15 protein-coding genes are annotated in these 16,415 nt (G+C 59.7%); 7 read left to right on the top strand and 8 right to left on the bottom strand.

Annotated features, from left to right (window positions below):
* Positions 1-216: 216 nt before the first annotated feature.
* The gene (locus tag LR948_RS18450) at positions 217-1,254 is read right to left on the bottom strand and encodes a LacI family DNA-binding transcriptional regulator (protein ID WP_232755595.1); all 1,038 of its coding nucleotides are present in this window, start codon (positions 1,252-1,254) and stop codon (positions 217-219) included.
* A 161-nt stretch (positions 1,255-1,415) separates the two neighbouring features.
* Here LR948_RS18450 and LR948_RS18455 point away from each other — a divergent pair, with 161 nt between their 5' ends.
* From LR948_RS18455 to LR948_RS18475, 5 genes are all read left to right on the top strand, one after another.
* The gene (locus LR948_RS18455) at positions 1,416-2,357 is read left to right on the top strand and encodes a dihydrodipicolinate synthase family protein (protein WP_232755597.1); all 942 of its coding nucleotides are present in this window, start codon (positions 1,416-1,418) and stop codon (positions 2,355-2,357) included.
* Between the two features lie 53 nt (positions 2,358-2,410).
* Positions 2,411-3,409, top strand: a complete 999-nt coding sequence (locus tag LR948_RS18460) for a TAXI family TRAP transporter solute-binding subunit (protein WP_232755598.1) — start codon at positions 2,411-2,413, stop codon at positions 3,407-3,409.
* A gap of 85 nt (positions 3,410-3,494) precedes the next feature.
* On the top strand, positions 3,495-5,420 hold the full coding sequence (locus tag LR948_RS18465) for a TRAP transporter fused permease subunit (RefSeq protein WP_232755599.1): 1,926 nt from the start codon (positions 3,495-3,497) through the stop codon (positions 5,418-5,420).
* A 467-nt stretch (positions 5,421-5,887) separates the two neighbouring features.
* Complete coding sequence (locus LR948_RS18470; protein ID WP_232755600.1) at positions 5,888-6,778, top strand: cation diffusion facilitator family transporter; 891 nt, start codon at positions 5,888-5,890, stop codon at positions 6,776-6,778.
* Positions 6,779-6,855: 77 nt separating this feature from the next.
* Positions 6,856-7,188 carry a hypothetical protein gene (locus tag LR948_RS18475; RefSeq protein WP_232755602.1) on the top strand — a complete coding sequence of 111 codons (333 nt, stop codon included), beginning with the start codon at positions 6,856-6,858 and terminating at the stop codon, positions 7,186-7,188.
* Positions 7,189-7,339: 151 nt separating this feature from the next.
* On the opposite strand, the gene LR948_RS18480 is transcribed toward LR948_RS18475, so the two are convergent.
* The 6 genes from LR948_RS18480 to LR948_RS18510 form a co-directional block, all read right to left on the bottom strand.
* Entirely contained in the window at positions 7,340-7,690 is a 351-nt protein-coding gene (locus LR948_RS18480; protein WP_232755603.1) for an excinuclease ABC subunit A, read from the bottom strand.
* 1,158 nt (positions 7,691-8,848) lie between these two features.
* Positions 8,849-9,079, bottom strand: coding sequence for a hypothetical protein (locus LR948_RS18490; protein WP_232755609.1), 231 nt, complete (start codon positions 9,077-9,079; stop codon positions 8,849-8,851).
* A gap of 709 nt (positions 9,080-9,788) precedes the next feature.
* Positions 9,789-9,950, bottom strand: a complete 162-nt coding sequence (locus LR948_RS18495) for a hypothetical protein (protein ID WP_232755610.1) — start codon at positions 9,948-9,950, stop codon at positions 9,789-9,791.
* A gap of 230 nt (positions 9,951-10,180) precedes the next feature.
* Positions 10,181-10,780 carry an EF-hand domain-containing protein gene (locus tag LR948_RS18500; protein WP_232755612.1) on the bottom strand — a complete coding sequence of 200 codons (600 nt, stop codon included), beginning with the start codon at positions 10,778-10,780 and terminating at the stop codon, positions 10,181-10,183.
* 412 nt (positions 10,781-11,192) lie between these two features.
* Positions 11,193-12,128 carry a hypothetical protein gene (locus LR948_RS18505; RefSeq protein WP_232755614.1) on the bottom strand — a complete coding sequence of 312 codons (936 nt, stop codon included), beginning with the start codon at positions 12,126-12,128 and terminating at the stop codon, positions 11,193-11,195.
* Between the two features lie 724 nt (positions 12,129-12,852).
* On the bottom strand, positions 12,853-13,026 hold the full coding sequence (locus LR948_RS18510; protein ID WP_232755618.1) for a hypothetical protein: 174 nt from the start codon (positions 13,024-13,026) through the stop codon (positions 12,853-12,855).
* 1,005 nt (positions 13,027-14,031) lie between these two features.
* On the opposite strand from LR948_RS18510, the gene LR948_RS19075 reads away from it, so the two are divergent.
* Positions 14,032-14,349, top strand: coding sequence for an integrase core domain-containing protein (locus tag LR948_RS19075; protein ID WP_370635012.1), 318 nt, complete (start codon positions 14,032-14,034; stop codon positions 14,347-14,349).
* 931 nt (positions 14,350-15,280) lie between these two features.
* Complete coding sequence (locus tag LR948_RS18515; RefSeq protein WP_232755619.1) at positions 15,281-15,559, top strand: hypothetical protein; 279 nt, start codon at positions 15,281-15,283, stop codon at positions 15,557-15,559.
* Between the two features lie 502 nt (positions 15,560-16,061).
* On the opposite strand, the gene LR948_RS18520 is transcribed toward LR948_RS18515, so the two are convergent.
* On the bottom strand, positions 16,062-16,415 hold a 354-nt coding region (locus LR948_RS18520), incomplete at its 5' end, for a hypothetical protein (RefSeq protein WP_232755620.1).

Consider the following 16,415-nt stretch of genomic DNA (forward strand, 5'->3'; position numbering starts at 1 on the left):
GTTTGCGGACTTTCGCTGCGGCGCGGTGCGACGGCCGCTGTTGGCCCTATCTGCCGCAACACTCGGCGAGCTCATCGCTGATCGGACCCGACAAACCGTTCCCGCCTCTCTCCAACCATGAGGGCATGCAGTCGCGCATCGCCGCTGCGAACTGAGATCGGTTCGATCTTCATGATCATCGGGTGGCCGCCAGGGCGATCAGAAGGCGGAGCTCGATCAATCTGGCTCGCTCGGACGGGTCGTGGAATTTCTCGGAATGAGCGTTGGCGTCGCGACCCTGATCCGATCGTCGGTGGAAATTTCTTCGGCGGTCAGCAAATCCATAGCCGCAGAAGCGATCTGGTCGAACGGCACGCGGACTGATGTCAGTGGCACCGACAGTCGACTAACGATCGGGATGTCGTTGTAGCCGACCAGCGAAATGTCCTCTGGCACCGAGAGCCCTTGGTGGGCGATAGCGGACAGCGCACCGATAGCGGTGTTGTCGTTCACCGCGAAGATCGCGGTCGGTTGTGGACTACGACGCAGCAGCAGCTCCGCCGCCTCAGCTCCAGACTCGATGCTGAACGTTGAGGGCACGACCAGCGAGGGGTCAAACTCGAGCCCTATCTCCCGCAGGGCATCTCGATAACCTTCGACGCGGCCGCGCGCCGAAGTGGCGAAGTCTGGGCCGGTCAGAATTCCGATCTGACGGTGGCCGAGATCGGTCAGGTGCCGGGTGGCAAGGTAGCCGCCGAGGCGGTCGTCCCCGACCGAGGCGAGGCTACTGCCGTTGTGGCGTAGCGCCAAGACGAAGGGCACGTCGCGCTTCGCCAATTCCTTTGTGAAGTCGTCACCCTCTCGCGCCGTCGACAGAACGAGACCGTCCACACCGCGGCGGAGCAACATGTCGGCCGCTCGTCGGTCGGCGTCGGGCTCGTCGCCCGTCGTCGCCACGATGGTGAAGTTGCCGGTCCGCGCGGCGGCCTTGGCCAACGATTCGTAGAGCATCGCCATGACCGTGTCGGTGAGGCGCGGCACGATGACACCGATCATTCCGGTTTTGCCGCGCCGCAGGCTCGCGGCGGAGACGTCGCGCACATAGCCAAGATCCGCCGCGACCTGTCGGACCCGGCGCGCCTTATCACTGTCAGAGCGGGGAAGACGTTCGTCTAACATTCTGGAAACGGTGGATTTCGAAACACCTGCCGCCCGCGCGACGTCATGCAGTGTCACCCGCCCCCTGTCCTTCTGACCCTCATCTGCTTGGTCCATCGTCGTCCTCCTGCGATCCGGAAGGGCCGCCTTTGAAATCTATCACTTGACTCGCCGTTCCTGCAACGGCAAATTGGGAACGTTCCCACAATCGTTCCCATCCACACTGTGGCGAGAGGCTCGTGGGTCAGACATCGGCTTGCAATAGGAGGAACTCGACAATGCAACCCATGGATCTTCGCGGTCTTAACCCAGCCCCGGTCACCGCGTTCAACAAGGACGGTTCGCTCGACATCGAGGCCAACGTGCGCCTCGCCAAGTGGCTCGCCAGCTTCGACGAGGTGAAGTCGCTTGTGATCCTCGGTCACGCCGGCGAAGGCACCTTCCTGACCACCGAGGAGCGGCTGGAGCTGATCCGGGCCTACCGCGACGCGGTCGACGTGCCGATCATCGCGGGCATCACCGGCGAGGGCACCAAAGTCGCGGCCGACGAGGCCAAGCGCTCCTTCGACGCCGGTGCCACTGGCGCGCTGGTCTACCCGAACCACGGCTGGCTCCGCTTCGGCTTCCAGAAGGGGGCTCCGCAGGACCGCTACAAGGCGATCTACGAGGAAGGCGGCCTCCAGACCATCCTGTTCCAGTATCCGGCGGCTACAAAGGCGAACTACGACCTCGACACCCAGCTCGAGATCGCAGCGCAGGAAGGCTGTGTCGCGACCAAGAACGGCGTCCGCGATATGAAGCGCTGGTATGTGGAGATTCCGGCGCTGAAGGAGGCCCAGCCCGACCTCCAGGTGCTGTCCTGCCACGACGAATGGCTGCTGCCAACGATGTTCGACGTCGACGGCCTGCTGGTGGGCTACGGCAACATCGCACCCGAGCTGCTGATCGACCTGATCAAGGCCGGCAAGGCGCAGGACTACCCGGAAGCACGCAAGATCTTCGAACGCCTGCTGCCGGTGACCCGCGCGGTCTACCACCGGGGCAGCCACATGGAGGGCACCGTCGCCCTGAAGATCGGCCTGCGCCATCGCGGCCTGCTCGACCACGCCACTATCCGCGAGCCGCTCAAGGACCTCGGCGCAGATGCCGAGCGCGAGATCGAGGCTGCCTGCGAGGCCGCCGGGATCGGCCGCGTTGAAAATCTGATGGCAGCAGAGTGATCGATTGCCCCCGCGCGATCTGCGGGGGCATCCTGACCAAGGGAGGAAGAGACATGCTTGATTTTATTCGGAGTAAGGCACGCGCAGCTGCGTTGGGAGCCACTGTTCTGGCACTCGGTGTCAGCGCAGCGGCGGCTCAGGAGGTGCGGATTGGAGCGATGCGCGAAGGCTCGGCGTGGTATGTGTTTGCGGCGACGCTCGAGCAGATCATTGAGCCGATCATCGGCGCGAACTCGGTGGAGGTAATCGCCCGCGGCGGCGGTGTCGCCAACCCGATGGTTGTTCAGGGCGGCAAGGCCGAGATCGCGCTCTCGAACGTCGCCTCGGCGGTCTGGGCGCAGAGCGGATCGGACGTCTACCAGGGGATGGCCGCTCCGGACATTCGCGCCCTCGTCGGCGGTCTTAACGACGTCTATGTCGGCGTCATCGCCCGAGAGGACTTCGTCGAGAACCGCGGCACAAGTGACCTCGCGGAGCTCCTGACCTCGGACGAGCCGGTGCGCGTCCTGATGAAACCGGTGGGCTCATCTGCGGTGCCCGTTGCCGTGATGCTGTTCGAGAGCCTCGGCACCAGCGCCGAGAAAATCCGCAAGAACGGCGGCGACGTCATCCAGGTCGATACCGGCCAAATCGCCGACCAGATGCGCAACGGCAACGCCGACATCTACATCGACACGATGATCAAGGGCCATCCAACGATCACCGAGGTCGCGCTGACAGTCGACGTGGCGTTCCTCGACATTCCCGAAGAGTCGGTTGCCCTGCTCGAGGAAAACGGCCTGGAGATCGGCCAATACGGTCCCTGGTTCGACGGGCAGGACGCGGCAACCGCCGGTGCCAACCTCGGCACAGTGCTAATCGCAAGCGCCTCACTCGACGACGAGAGAGCCTATCAAATCACCAAAGCGATCGTTGAGAACGCCGAGGCCCTGAAGTCCTCGCACGGGGCCTGGTCGCAGTTCGACCCGGCCGCTGCGATGCTGCCCGAGAACACTGGCATTGCCCTTCACCCCGGCGCGCAGCGCTACTACGAGGAAGCCGGGCTGATGTAAGCCAACCCGGCGGCCGCGCTCGGATGCGCGGCCCCCCCATTCTTTCGTTATCCCGTTCCCGTCATTCGCTCCAAGGGAGGAGATCATGTCCGAAGGAACCCGCTCAAGCCCTGTCCAGATGCTGGCGTTCTGCACCGGCATCGCGTTCATCGCCTTCCAGGCCTGGTTGTTGTTCGAACCGCAGCAACCGTTGGTGGAGCGCCCGATCCACCTGGTTTTCGCCCTTGTGCTGCTGTTTCTCTACAAACCGCTCTCCACGCAGACCCTGCCCCGCTGGCTCCGGATGGGCATAGATGTCGCGCTGATCGGCGCTGCACTCGGCGTCCTCGCCTACTACCTTCTTGGCTTCGGTCGTTTGACTACCCGTATGGAGAACGTCTCACCGATCTTCACCATCGACATCGTCATGGGCGCGACGCTGGTATTCCTGCTCCTTGAGGGCGCGCGGCGCGCGGTGGGCTGGATACTGGTCTGGGTGATCCTCACCTTCATCGCCTACGCGTTCTGGGGCAATCTCCTGCCGGGCTGGCTGAATTTCCGCGGCTTCGGCCTCGAGGCGGCAACCGAGATCACCACCATGACCACGGCCGGCGTGCTCGGCATCACCACGTCCACCTCGGTCAGCTTCATTTTCTACTTCATCCTGTTCGGTTCGTTCTACGGCGCGGTCGGCGGCGGCCAGCTCTTCATCGACCTCGCCATCCGGGCCGCGGGGCGCGCCACGGGTGGCACGGCGAAGGCCGCGATCATCGGCTCGTCCCTGATGGGGTCGATCAGCGGCTCGGCCGTCGCCAACGTGGTTTCGACCGGTGTCTTCACCATCCCGCTGATGAAGCGCACCGGCCTGCCGGCACACCGCGCGGCCGGCGTCGAGGCCATCGCGTCCACCGGTGGCCAGCTCATGCCACCGATCATGGGCGTCGCCGCCTTCATCATGGCCGAGCTCCTCGGGGTTCCCTACGCCCAGATTGCGCTCGCAGGCCTGATCCCGGCTGTGGCATTCTACGTCGCGCTCATCATCGTGGTCGATCTCGGAGCACGTCGTGACGGCATCCGCGCCCTGACCGCGGAAGAGGTCGCCGACACGGCCGCGATCGGTCCGCGACTGCACCTGATCCTGCCTCCGCTGGTGCTGATCTCCCTCCTGATCTCCGGCTATTCTGCGGCCTATGCCGCGGTGTTGGCCTCGATCTCGTGCCTCGTGGTGCCGTTCCTGCGCCCTGCCACCCGGATCGGTTGGAAGGAGATTGCCGAGGGTCTCCGGGATGCCCCCCGCCAGGCCGCTGATGTCGCAGTCCCGATTGCCGCGATCGGTTTGATCATCGCCGTCGCGGTCCAATCCAACCTGGCACTGAAGTTTGCCAGCTCGCTGCTGACGCTGTCTGAAGGGTCAATCTATGCCTCCCTGGCGCTCGCCATGTTCGGCTGCATCATCATGGGCATGGGCCTGCCCACAGTCGCCGCCTACATCATCGGTGCCGTGCTCTTCGTCCCGGCGCTCGAGGATCTCGGCATCGCGCCGCTCGCAGCGCACTTCTTCATCTTCTACTACTGCGTGCTGTCGATGGTGACCCCGCCGGTCGCGCTGGCCTCCTTCGCGGCAGCGGCCGTCGGCAACGCTTCGACCGTTAAGACAAGCCTCTCGGCCTTCGGCTTTAGCCTGGTCGCCTTCTTCGTGCCGTTCGGCTTCGTCTTCGATCCGGGTGTCCTCGCCCAGGGCGGTGCCCTCCAGATCATGCTGAGCGCATTTGCATTGCTTATTTCGACCGCACTCTGGGCGGTGGCCTTCGGCGGCTGGTGCGGTCGGCCGCTCTCCTGGAGCGCTCGCGCACCAATCGGCCTGGCCGGCCTGATCGCCGTGATTGCTCCCTCAGGCAGCCTCGTCTGGTTCGTCGCTGTCATGGTCGGTTGGCTGATTGTCGGGGCGATTGCCGCACTCTCTCGGCGTGGACCGCTGCCAATCGTGTTCACGGGCTCGCCGCGAAAGGGGCACGGCCCGGCGGTCAGCTGATCGGATCGAAAGACTTGCGGCGCAGCTTGGTCGCCCTGCGCCCTCGCGCCGAGACCAGCAATAAGGACCCGCTTTACGAGGCGGGTCCTTTCGCCATTCCGGCCCCCGTGAACGACAGCAGTGGCGTTCCTGCGACCACCGAGCCATTCCATGCTCTGTGACTGACGGGTCCCGATCCGGACGTTACTCGCCTTCACAGGGGAGTTCCGCTTAGGGCCGAGAGCGACGTCCGGCGACCGCGCCCGGCGATCTTGTCCGCTGCACTGCCGCATGTCTGCTCCGAGCCCTTTCTGACCACGATACGGCGGCTCTTATTCGCGGATGCGGCGATGCGCTTCCCGTCGTGACCGGCCCTTCCACGCCATTCGAAGCCCCGCTTCGCCGATGCGATTAGCCCAAGGCGCAGTGCCTTGTTGTCAGGTGTTCGCGGCTATACATCTGGCCTTCCCTTGTCGCGGGAGGGCTTAATGTCCACGACCATCCGGCTCGCTATCGGCAGCATCTTCATTGGTGCGCTTGTTCTTGCCATCAAGATGCTGGCATGGTGGCTTACTGGGTCGGTTGCCCTCTTCTCCGACGCTCTCGAGAGCACCGTAAACGTCGCGACTGCCATCGCGGCGCTCGTGGCGATCAGGATCGCCGCGCGGCCGGCCGACGCCTCCCACCCCTACGGCCACCACAAGGCCGAGTTCTTCAGCGCCGTGCTTGAAGGCGTGATGATCATCGTGGCTGCGCTGCTGATCTTGCGCGAGGCGTACCAAGGCTTCCTGAATCCCGAGGCGCTGGACCTTCCCATCGAAGGGTTGCTGATCAATGGCGCGGCGACGGCGATCAACGCGATCTGGGCCTGGGTATTGGTCAACCGGGGGCGCGGCGCCCGTTCGCCGGCACTGGTCGCTGACGGCAAGCACCTCTTCACCGACGTCGTCACCTCAGCGGGCGTGGCGCTCGGCGTGCTTCTCGCCATCGTCACGGGTTGGTGGGTTCTGGACCCACTCATGGCTGCGCTCGTCGCTATCAACATCCTTTGGTCGGGCTCGAAGGTGGTCCGAGAGTCGCTGAGCGGGCTGATGGACGAAGCGGCTCCTCAGGAGACGCTCGACACCGTGCGTGATGTTATCTCGACCGAGGCGGGAGGCGCCGTCGAGGCTCATGACCTGAGAACCAGGCACGCGGGCCAGGCAACATTTATCGACTTCCATCTCGTCGTTCCCGGGGAGACAACTGTCTTCGATGCGCATGAGATCTGCGATCGCGTGGAGGGCGCCCTGCGCGAGGCGATCGAGGGTGCTCGGATCACCATCCACGTCGAGCCAGAGCATAAGCAGAAGCACACCGGGATCGTCGTGCTCGACTGAACTCCTCCGGGCGACAAGTGCCATGACCCAGGCGAATGGCCGCTTCGTCCACAGTGCGGACGTTCGGGCGCCAGATCATGCTGCGCGACGCCATGGATGGCCGGTTTGGGGAAGCTGCGGCGCAGCGACGGATCGACCTACGAACGGCGGCACAGGGCCGGTTGCGTCACGATGCGGTACTCAGATACCTTGGCATTCTGCCGCAGAACCGCATGACTGTGTCGAACCGTTTTGCAGAAGTACCGAAATCCCACTGCGCGGGCTCGCTTCGGAACTTTCTCTGTGGTGCGACCAATCTTCAAATCGCATCGCAGCTGTTGATCGGATCGTTCGTTGGCCGCACAACGAAATCCGTGGGAGCGACGACTACACCGCTGGCCTTCTCGACCTTGGCAACAGGACGTGACTAGGGGCGCCTCCGCGGGTGGCGTGTTTCATATTGACAACGACGTGGGCATCAAAGACGGGCACGGTCTCCGCCTCATTCTTTTTAAGATTTCGGTCGCTCGTCGGTCTGCCCCCGGTTCGAGATTCTTCGAACCGAAGCCGTGCAGTCGCGCACTAATCCAAAACGCGCGCAACAGCTCCAATCAAATCCAATACCACGCTTGTGTCTTTGTCCACGCGGTAGACATAGTTACCCACGCGGTAGTAGGTCTGGTTGCGATCGAGCCCATACCGCTCCGGATCACCAATGATCCTGTAATCTCGATAGATCACGTTTCCGGGCCCGTACTTGTGGGCTTGGCCGGGCGGCACGCACGGCGGATTTTTCTTAGCCAGACCGGGTGGGCAATCGGTAGCTTTGTACGCTCCGCCTGACCCTCCTTTTCCGGCTTTGTGATTTCCCGCCTCTGCAGCCGCCCCGAGAAAGGCCGCCGCCGCCGCGATAAGAACCAGCAATTGTCTCATAATGAACTCCGCTTCTTTTCTATGTGACTCAGATAACCATTTATGCTGAATAGAGTTGCTCTCCGAAAAGAGAGTCGGCGAAACTTTGCCTAGAATATGTCGCTACGTACGGGGATTTGGATGTCGGCAGCTAGGCGAAACGTCTGCAGCGGACGACGTGATCAAAGCGGGCGCCGCGGTGGGCAGTTACCGGTAAGGATCTCGGAGCGGACTTGCGGCGGTTCGGCAGGCTATGCCCGTCGTATTCGCACCGCCGCGCAGCGGATCTGGTATGTTCGGCCATCGGCATGATGCCGAATACGTGGCGGACCGGAGGAACCACCATGCCTGCCACAAATCTGCCCTCTCGTCGGCGCTTGCAGCCCCGCTTGGAACCAGGCCCGCCTCGTCGGTCGGAAGCGTACGCTCAAACCGGAATATGTTTGGGCAATCTGGGTCCGCCTCGAGATCGCTCAGCGGCCCCACGAACTGACTCTCTTCAATCTTGCGATCGACAGCAAGTTGCGAGGATGCGATCATGGAGGTCGCTGACGTGTATGCGTCCGGAGAGGTCAAACACCGCGCTTCGATCGTTCAAAGCAAAACCCGGAGGCTGGTCAGTTTCGAGATCACCGTGGGGACGCGAAAAGCCATCGTGACTTGGCTCGAAGCTCCGCTCACCGCCGGCTCGGAACATCTCTGGTTTTGTTCCCAGCACGAACGTCGGCATATTTTAACAAGGCAATACGCCCGTGTCGCGCGAACTGGGTGAACTCGATTGGTCACCAGAAAAGCCCCTAGGGCATCCACTCGACGCGTGGGACCAAGGAAGCTCAGATATATATCAAAATCGACAATCTCCGCGCGGTGCAGCTTCTGCTCGACCACGCCAAGAAGGATGGCTCAGTGCGCTACCATCGGCGTCGAGCTGGAAGACGCGCTCAGCATCGCGCAGGCGTTGGAACTCTGAGAAGTCGGGTCGGTCGGTAGCAGCCGACATGGAGCGGACCTTGGATCAATCTTCAGGATGCTGCAGTCGCCACCCTCAGTGCGGCCTTTGCCTAACTCGGATAGGCTACTCGCCAAAATGGCTGGGAACCGGACAGCGCTACTGTGAAGCATTCGATCCAATCCAGTTTCGTTGCGCCCACATCCGGTGACCGACCGGTCCTAACTGCTTCAGGCGCCCACGATGTAAGGTGAAGCATGCTTGACTGGTTCGAGTGGAGTTCCATCGTTTTCAGTAGCATGGCGGTCAAAGGTCTTGAATCCTGCCGGCAAGATGGTCCCTGGCCGGGCCTCGGAGACGAAGATATGTTTGGTATTTTCTGTTGTTGACGACACAGCCGAAGGCATATCCAGCGTTCCTGCATAGATACCGATCCGATCGGGCCAGCGCTCGAAGGTCAAGGCTAGCTTGGTGCCGCAGTCAGGACAGAAATGAACGTTTATTTCCTTGCCGCTTCCCTCCGAAGGGGAGGGAAAAAACAGCTGGCTGGGCGTTTTTGAATGCGAATGAAGAGCGCTCGAAGATCGGCTCGATCATCCGGTCCGATCCCGTGGCGCGCTGGCAGAATCGGCAATAGCAAACAGTGATCCAAAGCGGGTCATTACCCGTGTCGTAACTGATTTCGCCACAAAGACAGCGGCCCTCGTGTCCAGCAGACATGTTTCTCTCCCTTGCCCGCGCGGTGCGGATAGATCTTGGTCAATATTAGGCCGGAAAGATCTTTATCAGCAATACGGAGTGCAGGTCGAATGGTGGGCTCTCAACACTCTCTATGAAAGTACCCACCAGTAGAGAATGTCCGCCCCCCGCTCCCCCCCTAACGCCTTGAAAATTGTCGAGCAATTGTAGCTAAAGCGGAACCTTTCAGCGTAGACAAAGACCGTTGGCGTGTCCCAGTTTGTAGGCTTGGGAAGGCCGTTTGGCAGCCTGCTTGTGCCGACGGAACTAGGGGATCCCGTCCAGAACAACGCCGCGTTGCTCAGCTGCGCGCCAGAGCCAGAACGTCTTCCCGCAAATCTTCCCAACGACTTGGTCAAGATGCCAGATGTCGCCAATGCGGCGCTTACACCGCCGCAGGGTTTGCGCGCTCTGTGGCCCAAATTTGGCCGTTCAACGCCGAACCGTTGCATAGGAGACGTCGATGCCACGTTTGAGCAGCATTTCCTTAATCTCTCGCAGGTTCAAATTGATCCGGACGTCCGGCCAGACTGCTTGGGCAATGATCAATGGCGGGAGCCATTGCCGCTTGTAGCTGGTGGAAAGTGCCTGCATCTCAACGACCTAGGTAGCAAATTGCTAGCAGGCAATCGCCAACCATTTAAAGTAGCAACTCTCCAGACACCGAAGCACCCGGGGATTTTTCCGCTCACAGGGTCACGGAATTGCAGGCCGGGCAAGCAACTGCCTCGGAGAGCGGGGTTGAGCTCAAAACTTGTACAAAACAAAACTGGGCCGCCCCGACAACTCGGAGCGACCCTCTTCCTAACACTGCTTCCTTGAGCTTAGCTACGGCCCGTGCCGTTCCCGCCAGCGTTGCTGTTGCCGCCACCGTTACCGTTTCCGCCAGAATTGCCGTTTCCGTTCCCACCAGCGTTGCCATTGCCCCCAGAGTTTCCGGGGCCGTTGTCCGCGTTGGAGGCGGAATTCTGACTGTTGCCGGGACCAGCTTCGCCCCACTTTGCATTCCCACGCTCACCAAGCGGATCGTCCGAAGACCTGACCTCGTCGAGCGTCACTGTGCCGTCCCCGTCTTGGTCGAACTTTGCCAAGGCGACCTGCGCCTCCGGGCCGAAGTGCACCTCAAGCTCGTCCTCGGTGACGACGCCATCTCCATTCTGATCCAAGTCGGCGAAGGTCAGGCCATCTTCCGTGTCTTCGGCACCTGCGGCAGATGCTTCGTCGCGGGTCACCATCCCGTTTCCGTCGGCATCATAGTCGGCAAACGCATCGGTCCCTGCATCCCCGAAGGCGGCTTCAAATTCTGACAGGCTGAGCGTCCCGTTGTCGTCGGCGTCAATCGAAGAGAACGTCATGCTTTGAGCAGCGGCACCGGTTGCCAGGAGCGAGAGTGCGGTGAGAGTTAGCGTGGTTCGAAAGAGCATAGTGCCTCCTTTGCTGTGATGCCGTAGAACCCTCAGTTGGGTGGCGGGCCTCGCGCAATCTTCGACATCTAAAGGGCTAAAATACGGCAACATCCCGCCACTGAGCGAACGTTTTCAAGACCCACTGCTTGGGCTACTTGGGACCCAAAACGCCTGCGGGGTCGCCTGCATACGCGCCGAATGGGGAAACACGAAGGGGAGGACGCGTCAGTCGAACAGCGTCCCAAAGCGCATCTATGAGGCTCTTGTGCCTGCATGTGCACCGGCGACAAGCGGGACGTGGAAAATTGGGGTCAGTCCACATCCCGCCCGTCGTTGGGTGCTTCGCAAGAAACTACACACTGACAACTGCAGCGCCAAGGCTATTCAAATACCCGCGCGAACATATTTTGCAGAAGAGACGAGAGGAGCATCATAGTAGTTCAGTCGCCTCTTCGTCGGCCTCTTCTTCAGAAAACTCAGTATCTTCTTGCTCACGCGCGTGGTCCGAAATCAGCGCAGACAGAAGGTCACTTCCCGAACCGTCAACTTCGGCAGAGGTGACATTCGAAGCAGACTGGTCCTCAGTTTCCATCTCTTCAAGGGCTGCATCGTAGGCATCCAGGAGTTCCATCGAGTCTTCGAAACCGCCTTCCGGTGCATCGATGCGAAACAGCTCCTCGAGGTTTCCTGCGTCATCGATATCGTAGAATGCAACCGTCTCAATGCTCGTGATGTCGCCGTTGAGCTCATTCTCAAAATAGCTCACGTAGTTCTCGAAGGTTGGTTCGGTATCCTCGGGTAGGAACAAGTTCCCAAAAGTGTTCGGCTGCGGCTCTTCGCTCAGCAGCGCAATGCCGGACGACGGCACGCCATCGTCGCTGACGGCATCTGCAAAGAATACCTTTTCGTACAACTGGTCTTGCGGATCCTCAGGCTCCTCTGGCTCTCCGGAAACGCCCTTGATGGAACCACCTTCTGTCGAAGTCGAAGTCGCACGCACGCCGACGAACTCCACTTCATCAAGACTGTCGATGTCCAGTGGCACTGAATAGGTCTCACCTTCGGTCAAATACGTCTCTTTGCTTTCTCCTTCGCGCCCAAGCCCCGGATCGCTCAACTCGATTGCACTGTCCCACTGGACTTCTTCACCCTGGTAGGTGCCCCCTCCACCATTCATGTTGAGCGGACCTGAAAGGCTTTCACTTTCGCCTTCATGGGAGGCGTCCGCCATGTAGAGCGCGTTCACATCCATCGCACCGGATGTGACTGTTATGTCAGCAAAGAACTCACCGCCCTCACAATAGACCGTTACGGTGTAGGCGAGGTCGCCTTCCTGATAGGTAAAGACCTTTGAAACTTCACTCATGCTACGCACCCCGCGCAAAAATGGCCTTGATGGATTGAGCTCATCACTCTTCGACACCAGCGAATACGGCACCACCCAAGATGCTGCCTGCCGGCCGGGCTACCTTGCAGGAAGTCGACAGCTTTTTGCCATATTTTTTCCAACTTTTTGCCACTCGCCAGGCGGCTCACGCAAGGCACGGCCTAGTTAGCGCGCCTGATGTGATGAAGCCGGCACCCAAAGCCTCGCTTCAGAACGCTTCTATTTCAGCGGCTTAAAATCCAATTCCGATGTCAGGAGATCCTTGGCGCGCGGCGCAACGACTGGTCCACAGACGGCGCGTGTCTCGCCCAACTCTTCTCACACGCAAAGTTCTGGCAAGGCCGCATTCACGCACAGTACTTACGTTAAAGCCAAACTGTTTCCGTTTCAGAGGCGGCGGGATGACACGCGCCCGAGGAATCACGCGATGAGGTAAAGCTCCCGCACTGCATGATACCGGTCGATGCGACTGGCTTGGCAAGCGATCGAGACAGCTTTACCGGGCCACGGAGGCGGCAGCGACGTTGCGGCACTTTTTTGGCAGATTGGAAGCTACATGCGCGTTAGATGGGCCACCGACCAACGATCCACTCGCTGAAAGGCCTGAGCAAACACTAACGGACAACGCTACTGATGGTCGCTTCGCAGGAAAAATAGTCCCCAGCTCGTTGGCGCGTGACAGCAGCACCTGGCCCCATGTCACTTACGGCGCTTCGACGTCGAAGGTGTCGACCACGGTCCAGTTGTCCTCGACGACAGTGCCATCCTTGGCTTTGATCGGATCATACGCGAGCTCAACCCCAAAGTATTCGCCTGAGGAGCAAGCCGTGAGAGCAAGCGAACCCAACAGGATGAATGCAGATTTGCCAATGCGCATAGTCATCTCCATGAAAATTAAACAGATTCGGACGACTTGAGCCTCAAAAATATTCTTGGTGAGAACCAGAAAAATTTCGTGGCTGATACGGTGTGTGCCCTAAATGATACGGCGGTCTATGACTTTCAGATGCAGTAAGCGGCGCCAGGTTTAGGTGTCGGAAGGCTAGTTTTTTCGATCTGCGAGGGGGCGCGCAGGTCGGAAACACACGGCGGAGCTACTACCGTCGGCGCTGGCAGTATCGGCGGCATATACCGTGATCGGCTGAAGCGGCTCAAAACGCTCGAAGCGGAGTATACGCGGCACTGGCGTTCTATCTCCGACCTGCCCCTCGACCAAGTAATCCTGAGCAAGGTGGCGCGGGGAGTGAAGGCCGTCACGGAAACGATCCGGCGGAACCATTTTAGTCCCGAACGGGCGCCCCCCCCCAAGCTCCTCGCGCCGACGAAAGTGCATCGACCACGTGCGGCAGTCGCTCGGCTTATTCGGGCCACGCGCCCGTCGCGTGCTCGAACGACATCGCTCCACCCAAGCCGGAAGGGGCCGCAGGACGATCAGACGAAGTGCAGCTTACGGCGGATATTATCGAACTCGCGGCTAGTATGGCCGCTACGGATATCGTCCCATCACGGCGCTGCTGGAGCAAGTTGGCTGCCAAATGAACCGCAAGCGGGTCAAGGCATATGGAGACGCAAGGGGCTGAAGGTCCCGCACAAGCAGAAGAAGCGAAACCGCCTCTCTCTTCCTCACCAACGGGTCCTGCGTCCGTTTGCGGTCGGAACGCGCCAACCGTGTCTGGTCCCGCGACTTTGGTCAGGACTGCACCCATGACGGCCGCGCCTACCGCATACTCAATAACAAATCCTTGTCCGCAATCGGTCCAAGGACGATGGCGCGTAATGTGTTCGCCGAGGTGGCGCTGATTATCCGGGTCGACAGGAATCTCAACTGAACAGACGTAGTCGATGCCCTAACGGATCTCTTCATCTTGCGCGGGCAGTCGATGTGAAGACTGCCATTATTGAACCGGCGTCTCCTTGTAAGAACGTTAGTTTCGAGCGCTTGGACGTCCGGTCCCGCAACGAGCTGCTCGACGGAGAAGTCTTCCACCCGATCCGCGACGCACAGATTCGCATCAAGAGTTGGCACGGTCACTACAATATTGTCCGACCTCGCAGCGCACGGGCTTACAGGCCACCGGCACCTGAGAGCATCCTGGTCGTCCTCCCGCAGCCCACGACACACGGACTATCAAAACGGACTGCTCAGGTTGAACCGATCACCAACCACCTTGACCGCAGACGTCATTTTTTTCACCCATAACCATACTCTTCCCGACTTGGGAACGAGTAAGTACCGGAATTAATGATTGTGGCATCGATTGGCAGAAGCGAACTGCCAAGTTCTCTCCTAGCACACCTCCATACGCACTAATTATGACTTTATCTTTATGCCTTGTGGACAATTCGAGGCGCTGGGGAAACGCTCAAGAAAGCGGCTTATTGGGTGCAGTACCTTTCAGAGGTTCATAATGAACACCGCTGCCAAGGCAAAGCAGGCCATCAACATTGCCCAAAATGATCTCGCCGCCGTACGCTCTTCTCGCGCGAAATCTTTCGTCTGTTTCGGTGCTGAGTGCCAAGTCACCCGATTGGGCGTCCGTCGCCACTTCGCTTGGCCTAAGTTACTACGGCCCTGCCCGTTCTCGCCCCGGCCACTAGTCGAGCCTGCCTTGCGCTTCATCGCCACCCCCAGCGTAGACTTACAAGCAACGGTGCAATGAGCTGCGCCCACGTTGCCCGACTTCAAATTTTCACGATGGCTGAAATAGGCTTAGATTACCTAAGGTCAAGCACATCCTCGGGCGCACCTGCCTCGCAGTTTTCAAGTCACGCTGAGCTAGAAAGAAACTACTGCATACCTACGTACAGACACGGCAGTTGGTTCCCGAGAGGAAAACAGGCTTTCCCAAGGCCTGATGCTGTGCGACCATAGGTCACCATGGTTCGATGGTGCACTAGTGGCGCGACCGGCCCCTAGTCCTCTTCAGGTCGGGCGCGCCACTTTTTGACGCCAGGTCACTTATCAAGTCTATTCCGCCAAATCTTGTCCCGTAGTAAACAAGGACGCTAGCCCGGCCGCGCGAGCCTATGCGCTCGAAGTGCTTTTGTTGGTCCGACCAATTCACACCCGCAGCGTGCGATCAATGCATCAACCGCTTCTCATTTCTTAGCTGCATACACACGATTATCTCATGAAAAAATCAGATACTGAACAGCGCCGTCAAATCTGGAGCGCGCGGAAGCCCCACGGGCTTGGGCACCCTGCCGTTGGCCAAATGAAGCATGCCGTCACTTCAAATGCGCCGGGCGCGGCCAGGACGTTCTTGCTGGAAGCCGATGAGACAGATGACCCAATTTTGATCAAAGAACTCGAGCACCTGGATCGCACGGAACGTATTGTCGCAAGTGTCATCCGCGTTTGTGTCTTACTCTCGGTTGTGTTGATTATAGCCGTGACGCTTATGCCATAGCCCAATCTGTATACATGTATTCACTCAAGAAACAGCGGCTGACTTAACCTTGTTAACACTTCCATCTTTCATGGTAGGTTTGTTTATGTCACGCTGATCCAATGGGTAACGACGCGACCCAGGGTGGCGCGCGGCTTGTGGTTCCCGCACTCAACTTCAAGTTGGCGCGCCACCCATCGCTCGAAGTAGGAGCATCGGCTGCCGGGCAGACACTTTCAAATGTTATGAAAACATGGACGCGACCGTAGCGTGACTGTGTGTGCTGACCAAGGACTTTTCCGGCACCCGCCGTCGATACAAGAATGCATTTTGATGAGTTGGTTGCGGCGCCGTAGGTTTCATGCCTCAGCCGCAACATGACCAAATGCATATACAGTGAAGCTCACAGCCGAAGGCTAGCGCTTGCGAAGGCAAGCATTAATCCGCATAGGTTGTATGTCGTGTCTCGGAAGGAAGGCGAGCAAGCGGCTCCTTCTATCGGCTGCGCCGGATATCCAGTGCGCTACAAATAGAAGACTGCGTAGAAGGCCGATGCTGTAACCAAAATCGCCAGAACGGCGATCCCAACCACCAGAACGTGCTGAGTAAGCACCAGTTGCTCTGACGTTGGAGACTTCTCCGATGCGACATCCCGCCTATCAACCTCACCAACAAGTCGAGCCCCGCCACCAACTCCCGAGCGTCGGACCGGCTTTGGTGGTCTCAATGATCCTGGAAAACAAACCATCTTTTTCCTCAAATTATTCTCCTTACGTGGCTCGGCATGCTGTAGTGTCCAGAACGCGCTTGATGGCTCGGCATAATTCTGCTGGTCGGAAAGGAAAAAAGCGCGGGACACTGCGATGTTACGAAAGGT

The organism is Roseivivax sp. GX 12232 (genome assembly GCF_021272185.1).
In the GTDB taxonomy this organism is placed as follows: Bacteria; Pseudomonadota; Alphaproteobacteria; order Rhodobacterales; family Rhodobacteraceae; genus Roseivivax.